12 protein-coding genes are annotated in these 13,868 nt (G+C 72.7%); 8 read left to right on the top strand and 4 right to left on the bottom strand.

Going from position 1 to position 13,868, the window contains the following annotated elements:
- The first annotated feature begins 285 nt into the window (after positions 1-285).
- Entirely contained in the window at positions 286-1,689 is a 1,404-nt protein-coding gene (gene sthA, locus ACFYW5_RS13925) for a Si-specific NAD(P)(+) transhydrogenase (RefSeq protein WP_389417190.1), read from the top strand.
- Positions 1,690-1,763: 74 nt separating this feature from the next.
- Here the strand turns inward: sthA and ACFYW5_RS13920 are convergent, their stop codons facing one another.
- Positions 1,764-2,270 (bottom strand): DUF5709 domain-containing protein, encoded by a 507-nt coding sequence (locus ACFYW5_RS13920; protein WP_389417189.1) that lies wholly within the window; start codon positions 2,268-2,270, stop codon positions 1,764-1,766.
- Between the two features lie 321 nt (positions 2,271-2,591).
- Between ACFYW5_RS13920 and ACFYW5_RS13915 the strand changes: the two genes are divergently transcribed.
- Complete coding sequence (locus ACFYW5_RS13915) at positions 2,592-4,064, top strand: APC family permease (protein ID WP_389417188.1); 1,473 nt, start codon at positions 2,592-2,594, stop codon at positions 4,062-4,064.
- A 10-nt stretch (positions 4,065-4,074) separates the two neighbouring features.
- Positions 4,075-5,037: a hypothetical protein gene (locus ACFYW5_RS13910; protein ID WP_389417187.1), complete on the top strand. Its 963-nt coding sequence runs from the start codon at positions 4,075-4,077 to the stop codon at positions 5,035-5,037.
- A 2-nt stretch (positions 5,038-5,039) separates the two neighbouring features.
- Here ACFYW5_RS13910 and prcB read toward each other — a convergent pair whose 3' ends face one another.
- The 3 genes from prcB to ACFYW5_RS13895 all read right to left on the bottom strand — a co-directional run bounded on the left by prcB (position 5,040) and on the right by ACFYW5_RS13895 (position 8,401).
- Entirely contained in the window at positions 5,040-5,894 is an 855-nt protein-coding gene (prcB, locus tag ACFYW5_RS13905) for a proteasome subunit beta (protein ID WP_389417186.1), read from the bottom strand.
- 72 nt (positions 5,895-5,966) lie between these two features.
- Positions 5,967-6,911, bottom strand: coding sequence for a lysylphosphatidylglycerol synthase domain-containing protein (locus tag ACFYW5_RS13900; protein WP_389417185.1), 945 nt, complete (start codon positions 6,909-6,911; stop codon positions 5,967-5,969).
- Complete coding sequence (locus ACFYW5_RS13895) at positions 6,908-8,401, bottom strand: hypothetical protein (protein WP_389417184.1); 1,494 nt, start codon at positions 8,399-8,401, stop codon at positions 6,908-6,910. Before ACFYW5_RS13895 ends, ACFYW5_RS13900 begins: the two co-directional genes overlap by 4 nt.
- 300 nt (positions 8,402-8,701) lie before the next feature.
- On the opposite strand from ACFYW5_RS13895, the gene ACFYW5_RS13890 reads away from it, so the two are divergent.
- The 5 genes from ACFYW5_RS13890 (at position 8,702) to ACFYW5_RS13870 (ending at position 13,676) form a co-directional block, all read left to right on the top strand.
- Positions 8,702-9,364, top strand: a complete 663-nt coding sequence (locus ACFYW5_RS13890) for a nucleoside/nucleotide kinase family protein (protein ID WP_389417183.1) — start codon at positions 8,702-8,704, stop codon at positions 9,362-9,364.
- 140 nt (positions 9,365-9,504) lie between these two features.
- The gene (locus ACFYW5_RS13885) at positions 9,505-9,726 is read left to right on the top strand and encodes a CarD family transcriptional regulator (RefSeq protein ID WP_250071676.1); all 222 of its coding nucleotides are present in this window, start codon (positions 9,505-9,507) and stop codon (positions 9,724-9,726) included.
- A 497-nt stretch (positions 9,727-10,223) separates the two neighbouring features.
- Positions 10,224-11,891 (top strand): phospholipid carrier-dependent glycosyltransferase, encoded by a 1,668-nt coding sequence (locus ACFYW5_RS13880; protein ID WP_389417182.1) that lies wholly within the window; start codon positions 10,224-10,226, stop codon positions 11,889-11,891.
- 141 nt (positions 11,892-12,032) lie between these two features.
- Complete coding sequence (locus ACFYW5_RS13875) at positions 12,033-12,950, top strand: MurR/RpiR family transcriptional regulator (protein ID WP_389417181.1); 918 nt, start codon at positions 12,033-12,035, stop codon at positions 12,948-12,950.
- A 360-nt stretch (positions 12,951-13,310) separates the two neighbouring features.
- A complete protein-coding gene (locus tag ACFYW5_RS13870; protein WP_389417180.1) occupies positions 13,311-13,676 on the top strand; it encodes a hypothetical protein in 366 nt (121 codons plus the stop codon).
- Positions 13,677-13,868 lie beyond the last annotated feature (192 nt).

The raw sequence follows: 13,868 nt of genomic DNA, 5'->3' as shown, positions 1-13,868 counted from the left end.
AGTCCTGCTCGACGCCGGTGAACACCGCCTCGACGGCACCGACTCCGGCCCCGGCCGGCAGCAGCCGCAGCGGCACCCCGCACCCCCGGCCGTCCCGGTCGCCTCGTCGGGCCCGGCAGGGCGGGCGGGCTCGCGGTGCCGAGTCGGGCATCCAAGGGGCTATTGTCCCGCCGCCGGAGCGCCCTGACTCGCCGGGGCCGGGCGCGCGGCCAACCTCCCTGCTCCGGGGGCGTGTTCGCCGTCCGCCCTTTCGGAAACGGTCTTGCGGCTGCCAGACTCCCAAGGGTGCCCGACTTCGACATGCTCGTCCTCGGATCCGGTCCGGGCGGCCAGAAGGCCGCCATCGCCGCGGCCAAGCTGGGCCGCCGGGTGGCCGTCATCGACCGCCCCGACATGGTCGGCGGGGTCTCCATCCACACCGGCACCATCCCCTCCAAGACCTTGCGCGAGGCGGTGCTGTACCTCACCGGTCTCACCCAGCGCGATCTGTACGGCCAGAGTTACCGCCTGAAGGAGGACATCACCGTCTCCGACCTGATCTCGCGCACCCAGCACGTGGTGGGCCGCGAGGTCGACGTCATCCGCAGCCAGCTCTCCCGCAACCAGGTCGCCCTGTTCGCCGGCACGGGCCGGTTCGTCGACGATCACACCGTCGCCCTGCGCGAGGTGACCGGGCAGGAACGCATGCTCAGCGCCGAGCACATCGTGATCGCCACCGGCACCCGGCCCGCCCGGCCCGCCAGCGTCGAGTTCGACGGGCGCACGATCATGGACTCGGACAACGTCCTCGCCCTGGAACGGGTGCCACGGTCGATGGTGATCGTCGGCGCGGGGGTCATCGGCATGGAGTACGCCTCCATGTTCGCCGCCCTCGGCAGCAAGATCACCGTGGTGGAGAAGCGCGCCGGGATGCTCGACATGTGCGACGTCGAGATCGTGGAGTCGCTCAAGTACCACCTGCGGGACCTGGCGGTGACGTTCCGGTTCGGGGAGACGGTCGCCGCGGTGGAACGGCATCCCCGCGGCACGCTCACCGTCCTGGAGAGCGGCAAGAAGATCCCCGCCGACGCGGTGATGTACTCCGCGGGCCGGCAGGGCCTCACCGACGAACTCGACCTCGACAAGGCCGGCCTCTCGGCCGATCCGCGCGGCCGGATCACGGTCGACGAGCACTACCGCACCGAGGTGCCGCACATCTACGCCGTCGGCGACGTGATCGGCTTCCCGGCCCTCGCGGCGACCTCGATGGAGCAGGGCCGCAGCGCCGCGTACCACGCCTTCGGTGAGCCGGTCGGCCGGATGCACCACCTGCAGCCGATCGGCATCTACACCATCCCGGAGATCAGCTTCGTGGGCCGTACCGAGGACCGGCTCACCGAGGACCGGGTGCCGTTCGAGGTGGGCATCTCCCGCTACCGCGAGCTGGCCCGCGGGCAGATCATCGGCGACTCGCACGGCATGCTGAAGCTGCTGGTCTCACCCGAGGACCGCACGCTGCTCGGCGTGCACTGCTTCGGCTCCGGGGCGACCGAGCTGATCCACATCGGACAGTCGGTGATGGGCTGCGGCGGCACCGTCGACTACCTGGTCGACGCGGTGTTCAACTACCCGACGCTCGCCGAGTCCTACAAGGTGGCCGCCCTCGACGCGACCAACCGGCTCCGGCAGGTCGACCAGATGGGCGAGTAGCCGCGGGGCGCCGGCCCCGCGCCCACCTGACGGGACCCGCCCGTCCGCCCGCCTGACGGGACCCGTCCGTCCCGTCAGGCGGTCCCGTCCTCCTCGTCCGGCAGCAGGGTGTCGTCCTCGACGACGTGCATGGCGGCCTCCTCGGCACCCGCGGCTCCGCCGTCCACGCCCATGTCGAAGGCCACCTCCTCCTTGGTGGCGACGCCGTGCGCCCCCTCGTCGGGGGCGACCAGCCGGCCGGCCCGTTCGCCGCCCGCCTCGGGGTCGACGGGCTCGCCCTCGCCGTCGGGCGTGTCGCCCACGCCGTCACCGACCGGCGGGGACACGTCGGGCACCTCCCGGGCGAGCCGGTCGTCGAGGCTCTCGCCCTCCTGCTGCTCGGCCGCCGTGGTGCCGTGCGCGGTGACGCCGAGGGGCTTCTCCGGCGGCGAGTAGCCCTCGTCGAGAGTGTCGTCGTAGGTCCGCTCGTCCAACGCGTTCTGCAGGTCCAGGGGCGCGGCGTCCTCCTGCTCCTCGTTGCCTCCGGTGGGCTGGTAGGCGTCGTCCGCCATCGGCTCGGGGGTGCTGCGGTCGGTGCCCATGCGTACCTCCTGGATTCCCTCGTGTGCGCTGGTTCCTCTCCAGTGCTCTCCAGCACGCGTTTCCCGTTCCGCGCGAGCCAACCACCAGGCGTGTCCTGGGCGGTCGGTGGGGGCGGCTATCATCACTCATCACTTGCACACGGTGTGATCGTCTGCCGACTCTGCGGCTGCACGAGCGCCACCGCTCGCTGGTTTTCGCCGCCTCGCGGCCGAGGTCGTCCTCGTCCGGCCGGGGCGGGTGCATCCCCCCCCACACCCCCCATACGCCGTCCGGGCCCGTCGCCGTCCCGGCGGTGTGCACGACGGAAAGCAGCACAGGCCATGAGCAACAACAGGGGCAGAGGACTCCAGCCAGGGGCCCTCGGTACGTTCGACACGGTGGTGATGGCCGTCGCGGGCAGCGCTCCGGCGTACTCGCTCGCCGCGACCACCGCGGTCCTGGTCGGTGCGGTGGGGACGGCCAGTCCGGCCGCGCTGCTGTACTGCGCGATCCCCATGCTCGGCATCGCGCTGGCCTTCAGCTATCTGGGGCGCATCGATGTGAACGCGGGCGCCAGTTACTCCTGGGTGGGGCGAACTCTCCATCCCTTCCTGGGATTTCTCAGCGGCTGGGCGCTGGTGGTGTCGGCGACCATCTTCATGGTGGCCGGTTCGCTGCCCGCCGGGTCGATGACGCTCGCCCTGTTCGACGCCGAACTCGCCGCGAACACCGCGCTGTCCACGGTGGTGGGCGCCGGCTGGTTCCTGCTGATGCTGCTGGTGGTGCTGGGCGGCGCCCGGCTCACCGTCCGCGCGCAGCTCATCATGTCCGGTGTCGAACTCGCCCTGCTCACGCTGTTCGCGGTGCTCGCCGTCCTCCACACCGGCAACGCCCGCGCCTTCGACTGGTCCTGGCTCGGCCTCGGCCACTTCGACGGCGTGTCGGGTTTCGCCTCGGGCGCGCTGATCGCCGCGTTCTACTACTGGGGCTGGGACGTCACCAGCAACCTCAGCGAGGAGACCCGCAACAGCCGTCGTACGGCCGGGTTCGCCGGCCTGATCGGGCTCGGGGTGGTCTTCCTGCTGTTCGAGGTGTTCACGATCGCGGTGAACGTCGTCCTCTCCTCGGACCGGATCCGCGCCGACGAGGCCAATGTGCTGGCCGTCCTCGGCGAGGAGATCTGGCCGGGCTGGGGCGGGCGGCTGCTGATCGTCGCGGTGATGCTGTCCACGGTCGCCACCCTGGAGACCACGCTCATCCAGGTCACCCGCTCACTGTTCGCGATGGGCCGCGACCGCACGATGCCCGCCGCGCTGGGAAAAGTGCACCCCACGTGGAACACGCCGTGGGTGGCCGTCGTCGTGGTGGGCGCGGTGGCGCTGGCGATGTTCGTCGCCTCCAACGCGCTCGGCTCGGTCGGTGAGATCCTCTCCGACGCGATCTCGGCGATCGGTCTGCAGATCGCCGTCTACTACGGCCTGACCGGCATCGCGGTGGTGGTCGCGTACCGCAAGATGCTGCTGAAGTCCCCGGCCGACTTCGTCTTCGGCGGGGTGTGGCCGCTGTTCGGCGCACTGTTCATGTTCTGGGTGTTCCTGGAGTCCCTCGCCGAACTGTCCCCCGCCGCGATCGCGATCGGCATCGGCGGACTGGCGGCCGGACTGGTCCCGATGCTCTGGTACTGGCGCCGGGGCAGCGACTACTACCGGCCCGCGAAGCTCGACGCCTCCCACACGATCGCGTCCGACTACGTTGCAGCGGGCCGCCCGCCCGGGCATGACCGCGTCCACGAGGGCCTGCACACCGACTTCTGAGGGGCCCGCGATGGCGCGATACCGGTTCACCTTCGACTTCGACCCCGCCTGCGGGGACGCGCCCCTGACCGCCGCCCGCCAGGACATCGTCATCGGACGCTGGCAGGGCTTGCGCGACCTGCTGCGGGCCACCGGGCCCGACTGGCTCTCCCGGGGCCACCGGGTGCGCACGCTGGCGCAGGCATGCGCGGACAGTTCGGCGATGGAGTCCTGGCTGGCGGCCGAGCCGGACAGCGCCGACGCGCTGGTGCTGCGGGCGGCCACCGAGACGGCCCGGGCGTTCACCGTGGCCATCGCCGCGGGCCGGGGCGTCCCCATCGACCAGCACCGCATCGACCTGGCCGTACGGGCCTGTCTGCGGGCCGCCGAGGCGTACCCGGAGGATCCCACGCCGTGGATCTCGCTGATCTCGGTGGCGCGTCTGTACCCGTCCGGGGTGGGGCGGCGGGAACTGGCGCGCTGGTGGGACGAGTTGCACCGGCGCGACCCGTACAGCGTGGAGGGGCACCTTCAAGTGCTGCATTACTACTCGGCGCGCTGGCACGGCACGCACGGCCTGATGTACGACTTCGCGCGCGACGCGGCCGGTGCGGCCCCGCCGGGCTGCCCGCTGCCGGTCCTGGTCCAGTACGCCCGCGTCGAGGAGTACCGCCACGCCCTGGACGCCGCCCACGGCCAGTGTGCCGCCATGGGCCTCGGCCAGCACTGGGACCACAACGGCGCGATCGGCGACGTACGGCGCACCTGGGAACGCTGGATCACGGGCCGCCGCACCTCGCAGGCGGTCGCCCCCGGTGAACTGCGCGACCTGCACTGCCTCGCCCATGCCGCCTGTCTCGCCGGGCTGCCCGACATGGGCGGCGCGCTGCTGCGGATGGCGGGGCGGCGGGCGACCCGCACCCCGTGGTCGTACACCGGTGACCCGGTCAGGCAATTGACCAAATGGCACAAGGAACCGACGCCGGAGGCCTGATCTCACGCGGTGGCGGTCGGCCCGTCGGGGCGGCTGGTGCGCTGCTCGACCATCGCACGGCTCAGCTCCTCCGTCTCGGACTCGCCCAGCCGCTCGAAGCCGTCCTCCGTGATGACCGAAACGATGGGGTAGATACGGCGATTGAGGTCCGGGCCGCCGGTCGCGGAGTCGTCGTCGGCCGCGTCGTACAGGGCGTGGAGCGCCGCCAGGGATGCCTCGCGGCGGGACATGCCCCGGTGGAACAGCTTCTTCAACGCGCCCCGCGCGTAAGGGGACCCGGACCCCTCGGCGTGGAAGTCCGTCTTCTCGTACAGTCCTCCGGCGATGTCGAAGCTGAAGATGCGCCCGCGCTCTCCTTCCGGCTTCGACGGGTCGTAGCCGGTGAGGAGGGGGACGACGGCCAGTCCCTGCATGGCCTGTCCGAGGTTCTCGCGGATCATGCCCGCCAGGCGGCGCGCCTTGGCGTTGAGGGTCATCGGGGTGCCCTCGATCTTCTCGAAGTGGGCGAGCTCCACCTGGTAGAGCTTGACCATGTCGAGCGCGAGACCGACGGTCCCGGCGAAGGCGACGGCGCTGAGATCGTCCGCCGGATGCACCTTCTCCAGGTCGCGCTGGGCGATGAGGTTGCCCATGGTGGCCCGTCGGTCCCCGGCGATCAGCACGCCGTCGCGGTAGGCGACGGCCAGCACGGTGGTGCCGTGCGGCACCTGGCCGGGGGCGATCCGGACGCCGTCCGGCAGGACCCGGCGGGTGATCAGCAGCTCCGGGCGGTGGGCCGCGAGGAACTCCGTGAAGGAGGACGAGCCCGGGGTGAAGAACTCCGCACCCAGTCCCCCGCCGTACTCGCCCTGCGTCATCCGTCTCCCCCTCGTCCGCCGCCGACAACGGGTGTCCTACCTGAACCTCGCGCACCGGAAACTCCGTGCGGGTCACAGGGCCTTGCGCCGGATCAGCACCCCGAGCACCAGCAGTCCCGGCAGCAGCGGCAGCCACATGGTCAGCAACCGGTACCCGAGGACGGCGGAGGCGGCCCCGGCCGCGGGCGCTCCGGCCGCGGTGAGGGCGAGGGCGAGGGCCGCGTCGAGGGAGCCGAGGCCGCCGGGCGTGGGCAGCAGGGCGGCCGCGCTGCTGGCGGCGAGGTAGAGCAGCGCCACCCGCAGCGGCGGCTGGTCCAGGTCGATGGCCTGGGTGACGGAGATCAGCACCACACAGTGCAGTACGGCGAAGGCGAGCGAGCCGCCCCACAGCGCCGCCGCCCGCTGGGGCCGGGCGTGCACGGCCCTGATGTCGGCGAGGGCCGGGCCGAGGAGGCGCCGGCGGCGTCGGCGCAGCGGCCCGGCCAGCAGCGCGACGACTCCGAGGGCGCCGGTCGCGGCGGCGAGGACGGCCGGGGAGACCTCCGGAGCGCGCAGCACGCCCGGGCAGGCCACGGCGAGCGAGGCGATCAGGACGGCCCGGACGATCACGCCGGCGGCGCCCTTGACGGCCACGCCCGTCGCCGCGCGCGCGGCGACCAGCCCGCAGCGCATGAGGAAGCGCAGGTTCACCGCGCCCGCGCCGAGTCCGGCGGGCAGCACGTGGTTGGCGGCCGAGGCGGCGAACTGCGCGGCGACGAGCCGCCCCGGGGGCAGCCGCTCGGGCACGGCGCCCTGCTGGGCGAGGGCGGCGCACAGCCAGGTGCCGATCGCGGCGGTCCCGGCCACCAGCAGCCAGCCCTGGTCGGCGACGGCGAGCCGCACCGCTCCGGTCTCCAGGACCGGCCAGTGCCGCCGGGCGAGCCAGATCGCGACGACGAGGACGGTGAGGCTGAGCGCGGTGTGCCCGTAGGCGGCCCGTCTGCGGGTGGGGACGGCGGGCAGCGGCTCGGGGGTCATACGGTGCCGCCCGCGCGCGGCGGTGGCGCGATCCGGACGTCCACCGCGTCGAGCCGGTGCAGCTGCCAGCCGCGGGCGTAGGCGGGCGGCCGTCCGCCGGGCGCGCTGAGGACGGCGACCGGTTCCCGGCGTGCGGTGGCCAGGATCTGCGCGGTGGTGGTGTTGGCGTTGTTCCCGCGGATCGCGCCGGAGGAGCAGCCGGCGTAGTGGGCGAGCGGGATCGCCTCGTGCCCGGTGAGCAGACAGGGCGGGCGCACGCCCAGGCCGTGCAGCGCGTCGGCGGTCCTGGCCCAGGCGCGGCGGTCGGCGGCGGTGCGGTCGACGGTGCGGTCCAGGACGACGTACTGCACCGCGAGATGCCCGGCGAGGCCGAGGGCGAGCAGGGACGCGGCGACCGGCCGCCATCGCCCGCCCGGCGCGGTGACCAGCAGGGCGTCGGCGACGGGGACGGCCAGCAGGGCGTACGCGGGCAGCAGGAAGCGGGGAGCCGCGTACCCGATGAGGAACAGGTACGGCAGGGCGGCGGTGGCGGCGCAGGCGAGCGGGATCAGGGTGCGTGCGGTGCGCCGGGCCCGTACGGCGATCACCAGCCCGAGGACGGCGAGCAGCGGCAGCAGGAACCACCACACGGTGATCACCGGGTGGGGCAGGGAGCCGGTGCACGGCCGGCACAGGGTACGGCCGATCAGTCCGCGCATCTGGTCGTCGACGGCGAAGTGCCAGCCCAGGCCGCCCTGGACCCGGGAGGCCTCGGCCAGCCGCTCGCGCAGGCCGCCGTAGGAGGTGTACGCCTCGGCCACCCAGGGGAGGGCACCGGCCACGAGGCCCGCGGCGGTGACGAGGCCGAGCCGCCAGTGCCGTACGGCCGCGGCGGCGGCCAGCAGCGGGAGGGCGACCCAGACGGCGTCGGTCGGGCGCATCACCGCCATGAGCGCGGCGCCGGCCGCCACACCCCACAGGGCCCGCCGGTCGGGGCGGTCCGCGGCGCGGGCGCGCAGGAAGCAGCCGACGGCGAGGAGGGCGCCGAGGGCGACCCAGAGGTTGGGCATGGCCTGGGGGGCGTAGAAGAGGGTCACCCACAGGGAGGCGAACAGGGCGCCGGCGGCGGCCAGGACGCGGGCCGGGAAGAGCCCTCGCCAGGCGTGCAGGGCGAGGAAGAGGACGGCGCCGGAGAGCACGGCGAGATACACCCGCAGCAGGCCGGTGGAGGACGACCAGGAGGCGATCGGGGCCACGAGGAGGGAGACGCCGCGGGCGCGGGGGGCGCTGAAGAAGGCGGGCGGGGCCTGGTCGCCGACCTGGCTGACGTAGACCGCCTCGTCCCAGCCGAGGCCCATGGACGGCGGGACGAGGAGGAGCTGAGCGGCGGTGAAGGCACCGGAGACGGCCGCGAGCAGGGCGGTGCCGCGCATCCACCGCGACCTGCCGGACACGGCGGCCGGGTCGCGGCGCCCCCTGCCGACGAGCAGGGCGTTGGTGCCGTGGGCCATCGTCCACCCCTTACCGCTACGCGTCGTAGGGCTGCTACGACCCCACAGCCCGGCGGGCCGGAGCCGGCAGCCAGGGAAACGGAGAAAACAGGGACAAACTAACGCCGTGGCGGCGGGAGCGCAGCGCTGGGTTCGGCCAGGTGCGCCGCCCGGTCCCGGCCACCTCTCACGACCCGGCCCCGGGCACCCCTCACGCCCCATGGCGCGCCTCCTTCCTCCTCCACATGGCTACTGCCCCGTCGGGCGCGAGTCATCGGCGGCGGGCGGCACCCGGCGACCCGCGAATGGCAGACTCCTCGCGTGCCGCAGACATTCGACGACCTCCTCGCCCGGGCCCGCTCGCTGACGTCCCGTGGCCATCGCGTGATCCTCGGCATCGCGGGCAGCCCCGGGTCGGGCAAGACGACGCTCGCCGAGCACCTCGTACGGGAACTGAACGGCGACGGGGCCCCGTGGGCCGCCCATGTCCCCATGGACGGCTTCCACCTCGCCGACGCCGAACTGGACCGGCTCGGCCTGCGCGACCGCAAGGGCGCACCCGACACCTTCGACGCGGCGGGATACGCGGCGCTGCTGCGGCGCCTGCGCGAGGAGGCCGACGAGGACGTGGTGTACGCCCCAGGGTTCGAACGGGTCCTGGAACAGCCGGTCGCGGGCATGATCCCGGTACCGCCGACGGCCCGCCTGGTGGTGACCGAGGGCAACTACCTCCTGCTGGGGACGGGCGCCTGGGCCCGGGTGCGTCCGCAGCTGGACGAGGTGTGGTTCTGCGAGCCGGACGAGGACGAACGGCTGCGCCGTCTGATCGCCCGCCACGAGGAGTTCGGCAAGAGCCACGCGGAAGCGGTGGCCTGGGTGCTGCGGACCGACCAGCGCAACGCCGAGCTGGTGGCGGGGACCCGCGGGCGGGCGGATCTGGTGGTTCCGGTCGAGGCGATGCCGAGGGTGGACGCGGACGCTTGAGACGCCCCGCGGGAGGGGTGGCGTGCGTCCCAACCTTCGCCCCAGAACCTCCCATATGCGGACATTTCAACCCGCCGGAGCCCCGTGTGAGCCAAACTGCAACACAACTGATGGCCGCGCTGGGTACATACTGGGAAGCAATGACAAAGCATGCTGCTCCGAAGCGTCATCTGCCCACCAGCCCTTTCAAGGCCCCGGTGGCACCGGCTCCCAAGCACTTCGCCGTGGGTGACCAGGTCACTCACGACGTCTACGGCCTCGGCCGGGTGATCGGCATCGAGGACGGAATCGCGGCCCTCGTGGATTTCGGCTCCGCGCAAATGCGGATCCTGAGCCCGTACTCCAAGATGACCAAGCTCTAGGACCGCCGTGCACCATCACGGCACGCCAGGCCTCTTCGGGGGCCTGTACCGAAAGAGAGACCTCTCATCGACCTGACCTCGCTGTTCTCCTCGCTGGAAGGGCAGACCCGCAGCTCCACCGCAGAACTGCCCCCTCCCACGACCAATCCCTTCCAGTCCCCGGACTTCGGGGAGGACGAGACCGCGCAGCTCACGGATGCCCAGGCACCCGACCCGGGCGTGCGCGGGGCGGGGACCGAGGCAGCCTGAGCTCCACCGGTTCTCCCGCTCCACGAGGCAGCCCCAGGCCCTTAAGGTCTGGGGCTTCTCACATGCGCCGAGGCAGTCCACCCGTACGGCCCAGGCCCGCAGAGGCAGTGACGGCCCCGGCGGGAAGGACGGATCATCGCGTCGGACGAGAAATCGCTCGCCGAGCTGAACCCCGACCGGCCGCGTGCCGTATCCCTCCACGGACGCGGTGACCAACCCGGCGGCGAGAGCTGATGCACAGTGGGCGGATGATGGCACGCCAGCTCCTGGAGACCCGCCCGGCGGCCCATGAGTCGCCGCCCCCCGCCCGTCGGCCCTGGCTCGTGCCGCTCCTGGTGACCGTCCTGCTCGCCCAGATGGCGGTCGCGATGGTGACGACGGCCGTGCGGCAGACGCCGACCATCGACGAGCCGGTCTACGTGGGCACGGCCGCCGTCTACCTCCACGAGCACAGCCTGCGCCTCAACCCGGAGCACCCCCCGCTGGGGAAGCTGGTCGTGGCGGCCGGGGTGGCGCTCGCCGATCCGCGCTACGACGCGTCCTTCGAGGGCGACCAGGGCGAAGTCGGGCGGCATCTGCTGTACGAGTCGGGCAACGACCCCTGGCGGCTGATGCTGCTCGCGCGCCTGCCGGTGATCGTGCTGACGCTGCTGTTCGGGCTGGTGGTGTTCGCCTTCGCGCGGGAACTGGTTGGGGCGGCGGCCGCGTTGACCGCGCTGGCCCTGTACTGCTTCTCCCCCGACCTCATCGCCCACGGCTCACTGGCCACGCTGGACGTCATGGCGGCGGGCTTCCTGCTGACGTCGGTGTGGCTGCTGTGGCGGGCGCGCTTGCGGCCTCGCCTGTACCTCCCCCTCGCCGGAGCGGCCCTCGGGGCGGCGCTGGCCACGAAGATGAGCGCGCTGCCCGCGGTACCGGTGCTGACGGCTCTCGCGGCGGTGTCCGTGTGGGGTGCGGCGTCGGAACCCCGGCGGCGCCTGGCGCTCGGGCGGGCCGTCGGGGGCGCGGGTGTCGTCCTGCTGGCCGCGGTGGCCGTCGTGTGGGCCGCGTACCTGGTGGTCGATCCGCGGCTGCGCTGGGCGCCCGAGCAGCCCGTGCCCGCGGTGCATGGGCTGCGGGGCCTGGTCGTCGACCTGCTGCCGTTCCCGGAGGCGTACCGGGACGGGACGCGGATCCAGTTCGCCTTCGAGAACCAGCGGTGGCAGGGGTTCTTGTTCGGGCGGCTCTACACCGGCTCGCTCTGGTACTACCTGCCGGCCGCGCTGCTGGTGAAGACCCCGCTCGGCATGCTGGCGCTGTGGGCCGCGGGCGCGGTGACGGTCGTCGCGGTACGGCGGTTGCGGCCCGCGGCGCCCTATCTGCTCGTGCCCACGGCGGTGTTGCTGGCCGCGGCCATGCAGGGGTCGCGGGACTTCGGGACGCGGTACGCCGTGTTCGTGCCCATGTTCCTGGCGGTGGCGGCGGGTTGTGTGCCGGCGATGGGAAGCGGCCGGGTGCGGGTGCGCGCGGCGGTGGTGACGGCGGTCGCGGTGGTGTTCGTGGCGGTCAGCTCGCTGCGAACGTTTCCCTACTATCTGCCGTACTCCAATGAGGCGTTCGGCGGTCCGGCCAAGACGCATCTGCGGCTGCACGATGCCGCCGTGGACTGGGGGCAGGACCTGGGGCGGCTGGCGGACCGGCTGCGCGAGCGGTACCGGGGCGAGCGGATCTGGCTCGTGTACAAGGGCAGCGGTGTGCCGTCGTACTACGGCATCGACGCCGCCGATCCGCGGACGGTGCCCCCTCGGGAGGTCAGCGGGCTGCTGGTCGTGTCGGACTCGTCGGTGGCCAAGGCGACCGGTCGGCTCGCTGAGTTGATCGACAGCAGTCGTCCGATCGACACGGTCGGTCATTCGATCATCATTTATCGCCGATGATCATGGTGATCGCTCTGGCCGTCCCGCTCATGCGTCACCCCGCACGCGCCTTCCGCTTCCCCCGTGGCCGCTTCCAACCTCCTGGCCTGCACAGTGTGTGAGCTATGTTGAGGCACTGTGGAAGACAAAGGAGGCGCACCGGTGCCATCGCCGCAGCAGGCACGCGCACAGGCATCCGCGATCACCTCGGGGAAAATCGGCGCAGAGGCGGAGGCATCCCCGACTTCCCAGCTCAGAACGCTCTTCGACGGCCCTCATCTGTCCCCGGGACAGCGGCGCGTCGCCCAGTACCTGATCGAGAACATCACCGAGGCCGCGTTCTTGTCGATCACCGATCTCGCCGAGCGGGTCGGGGTCAGCCAGCCCTCGGTGACCCGCTTCGCCGGGGCGGTCGGCTTCAGCGGTTACCCGGCGCTACGGGAGAAGCTCCAGTCGATCGCGCTCGGCGCCCTGGCCGGGGGCGCGGCCGAGGAGAACAGCAGCAACGAACTCCAGGCGGCCGTCGACGCCGAGATCGACAACCTGGAGAACCTGCGGCGCGACTTCGGCAACCCCGACCAGGTGATCGAGGTCGGCCGCGAGCTGTCCCGCTCGACCCCGCTGACCCTGCTGGGCCTGCGCATCTCGGCGTCCCTCGCCGAGTACTTCGCCTACGCGGCGCGCCGCATCCACCCCGACGTCCGGCTGGTGACCCGGGGCGGCAGCGTCGCCTACGACGCACTGCTCCAGTCGCGCGAGGCGGGCGGCACCTGGGTGCTGGCATTCTCGATGCCGCGGCACGCTCAGGAGACGCTCACGGCCGTGCGGGTGGCACGCAGCGCGGGACTGCGGGTCGCGCTCGTCACCGACCTGGCGCTCGGTCCGGTGGCCGACGCGGCCGACGTCGTCTTCGCCACCGGCACCGGATCGCGGCTGGTCTTCGACTCCTACGCGGCGCCCGGCGTGATGGCCGCCGCGCTGCTCCAGGCCATGACCGACGCCGACCCGGAGCGCACCCAGGCCCGGCTGGAGGAGTACGAGCAGATCTCCGACCAGCACCAGTTCTTCCTCCGGGACTGACCTGGCCGGCGGCCCACGGGCCTCCCCCGCCGCCTTCGCCAAACCGTGCCACAGGGGCCGCATCCACCCCTTTTCGAGCATGAATGTTTTCATACGTCTTGCAAAGCGGACGGCATATATAAATACTGCTCCACGCCGCACCGCCCGCGGCAAGCCGACGGTCCGCTCCGCACGTCACCCCATCCGCCGTGCGCACGCCGTCAGCCCCGCGGGCTCCGCGACGGGCACCCGCAGCCGCCGTCTCCTACCCGCGTCGGCGCCCAGGGTGCTCGGCCGGGCGGTCCCGGTCATCCCCTAGGCCGGGGCCGCCCCGACCTCGTCGGACCACCCTCACGACGCCGCACACCGGAAGCGATCACCATGACCCTGATGACCACGCGGATCACGTCGGACTGGCCCTGCCAGGTCAAGACGCCCGGCACCTACGACTGGGAGCGCTCGGCCGCCAAGTGGCTGCGCGAACTGGTGCCGGCCCGCTACGCCAGCTACCCCGCGCTGATCCGCCACCCCGTGCTGCTCGCCCGCCACGCCCAGCTCCAGGTCCAGCAGGAGATCCGGGTCGCCCGCACCGCGCTGCAGACCGCGCGCGCCGACCTTCCCGCCCTGGGTATGCCGGAGTCGGTCATCGAGCACACGATCAAGCTGTACGCGGCGGAGGTCATGCAGCTGCAGCACATCGCGCGCAGCGTGCGGGCGGTTTCCCAGGCCCTGGCCGAGCGGCGCTGACGTCCGGGCGCGGTCAGTCGTCGTGGCGGTGCCGCCAGTACCAGACGGCGCCCACGACGAGGGCCAGCAGGAAGACGACGGGCAGCACCAGGCCCGGGATGCGGGAGCCGTTCATCGGCAGGGCCTTCGGGTCGGAGCGGGCCGGGCGCCGGGTGCGCGGGGCCCGCTGCCCATGCTGACGTCCGCCGCTCC

It is taken from the genome of Streptomyces sp. NPDC002779 (assembly GCF_042888685.1).
Classification (GTDB): Bacteria; Actinomycetota; Actinomycetes; order Streptomycetales; family Streptomycetaceae; genus Streptomyces.
The sequence above is the reverse complement of the archived record's forward strand: the minus strand, read 5'-3'. Positions and strand labels throughout refer to the sequence as shown.

Coding starts and splice junctions, on each gene's coding strand:
- ACFYW5_RS13920 (WP_389417189.1), bottom strand. CDS start 2,270: ATGGGCACCGACCGCAGCACCCCCGAGCCGATGGCGGACGACGCCTAC.
- ACFYW5_RS13885 (WP_250071676.1), top strand. CDS start 9,505: ATGACAAAGCATGCTGCTCCGAAGCGTCATCTGCCCACCAGCCCTTTC.
- ACFYW5_RS13880 (WP_389417182.1), top strand. CDS start 10,224: ATGATGGCACGCCAGCTCCTGGAGACCCGCCCGGCGGCCCATGAGTCG.
- ACFYW5_RS13900 (WP_389417185.1), bottom strand. CDS start 6,911: ATGACCCCCGAGCCGCTGCCCGCCGTCCCCACCCGCAGACGGGCCGCC.
- prcB (WP_389417186.1), bottom strand. CDS start 5,894: ATGACGCAGGGCGAGTACGGCGGGGGACTGGGTGCGGAGTTCTTCACC.
- ACFYW5_RS13910 (WP_389417187.1), top strand. CDS start 4,075: ATGGCGCGATACCGGTTCACCTTCGACTTCGACCCCGCCTGCGGGGAC.
- ACFYW5_RS13870 (WP_389417180.1), top strand. CDS start 13,311: ATGACCCTGATGACCACGCGGATCACGTCGGACTGGCCCTGCCAGGTC.
- ACFYW5_RS13895 (WP_389417184.1), bottom strand. CDS start 8,401: ATGGCCCACGGCACCAACGCCCTGCTCGTCGGCAGGGGGCGCCGCGAC.
- ACFYW5_RS13915 (WP_389417188.1), top strand. CDS start 2,592: ATGAGCAACAACAGGGGCAGAGGACTCCAGCCAGGGGCCCTCGGTACG.